This window comes from Nocardia sp. NPDC005998 (assembly GCF_040614395.1).
Classification (GTDB): domain Bacteria; phylum Actinomycetota; class Actinomycetes; order Mycobacteriales; family Mycobacteriaceae; genus Nocardia.
Map to the genome: position 1 here is coordinate 1 of NZ_JBEXUI010000100.1, position 1,884 is coordinate 1,884.

The following is a 1,884-nucleotide window of genomic DNA, read 5'->3' on the forward strand; positions in this document are numbered from 1 at the left end:
GCTCTGGCTACCCATGAAACCGTCGCCTATGCGGTGACTGTCGGTCACCGCAACGATGCGGGTACCCAATCGCTGGTGTCCTATGTTGTTGCCGCTGCGGAGCAATCGATCGATACCGCGTTGCTGGCCGACTACCTGTCCGACCGGTTGCCGTCGTATATGGTCCCGTCCTCGATCATGGTGCTGGACCGCATCCCGCTGACGCCGGTCGGCAAACTCGACCGAAAAGCACTGCCGGATCCGGTCTTCCTTGCCGACAAACCATTCCGAGCACCGCGCACACCGATCGAACACACCATCGCGCAAGCGTTCGCCGACATTCTCGGCACTGAAGCGATCGGTTTGGACGATTCGTTCTTCGCCCTGGGCGGCGACAGCATCATGTCGATCCAGTTGGTGACTCGGGCCAGGGCGGCCGGTGTGGCGTTCTCGGCACGGGATGTGTTCGAACGCAAGACCGTCGCCGGACTCGCCCAGATCGCCGCGCACGACCGCACGGCGGTCGCCTTGCCGGAGGAACTGCCCGGCGGGGGTGTGGGACCGCTGCCGCTGACGCCGATCATGCACTGGATGCTCGAGCGGTCCGCATCGGGTTTCGGCCGCTTCTCGCAGGCGATGCTGCTCGGTTTGCCGATCGGGATCGACCAGCCGCGGCTGGCCGACACCGTGCAGGCGGTCCTCGATCGCCACGACATGCTGCGCGCGCGACTGTCTCGCGACGATGACGGGCGCTGGACGTGGGATGTGTTGCCGGTCGGCATGATTCGCGCCGACGACCTGATCCACCGGGTGCCGATGGCCGCGACGCCGGAAAGCACCGAGTTCCGGACGTTGGCGGCGGCGGAGTTGACGGCCGCCGCCGACCGGCTCGATCCGAACGCCGGGATCGTGCTGCAGGTGGTCTGGTTCGATCCGGTGGACACGGCGGAACCGGGCAGGGTCCTTGTGCTGGTGCATCATTCCGCGATCGACGGGGTTTCCTGGCGCGTGCTGGTGCCGGATCTCGTGCTCGCGTGGGCGCGGATCGAATCCGGCGAGCCACCTGAGCTCGCCCCGGTCGGGACATCCATGCGCAGATGGGCGCATGGACTGGTCGAGGCGGCCCACAGCGAGGAGCGGATCGCCGAGCTTGCACTGTGGCGAGCGATGGCCGATGGGCCCGATCCGATGATCGGGTCGCGGCCTCTGGACCCTGCGATCGATGTGGCGGCGACTGCTCGGACCGTCGAGGTCGAGTTGTCTTCCGAGGTGACCGAGGCGCTATTGACCGAGGTGCCCGCCATATTCCACGGTGGGGTGGGCGACGGGTTGTTGGCCGCGCTGGCGGTGGCGGTGACGAAGTGGCGGCGTGAAGGACAGGCGGAGACCGCCGGGCTCACCGATGTGCTGATCGGTCTCGAGGGACACGGTAGGGAGGAAGGCGTCGTCGCGGGCGCGGATCTGACCCGGACGGTCGGCTGGTTCGCCACGGGCTTCCCGGTGCGTTTTGATCTGTCGGGCATCGATCTCGACGACGCGTACGCGGGTGGGCCCGCCATGGGTGCGGCGGTCAAGTCCGTGAAGGAGCAGCATCGCGCTATCCCCGACCATGGGGTCGGCTATGGCTTGCTGCGGTACCTCAACGAGGACACTGGCTCGACCCTCGCCGGGTTGCCGCGGCCGCAGATCGCATTCAACTACCTGGGTCGCATCTCGACGGGGGTTCCCGAAGGGCTACCGGCGGTCGGCTGGCTGCCGGCTGGCAGCGGCGACCTGGGTGGCGGCGAGCTCTCCGGTGCGCAGAATCCGGATATGCCGGTCGCGGCGGTGCTCGACATCAATGCCCATACCCGCGACGACGGCGAAGGGCAGCGGTTGCGGGCCACCTGGTCGTATCCCGCCGGG

The 1,884-nt window shown here is 67.6% G+C and carries 1 protein-coding gene; it reads left to right on the top strand.

Annotated features, from left to right (window positions below; all coding sequences use genetic code 11):
• Positions 1-1,884 (top strand): condensation domain-containing protein (locus tag ABZ293_RS42010; RefSeq protein WP_355189918.1); only part of this gene is annotated, 1,884 nt, incomplete at both ends.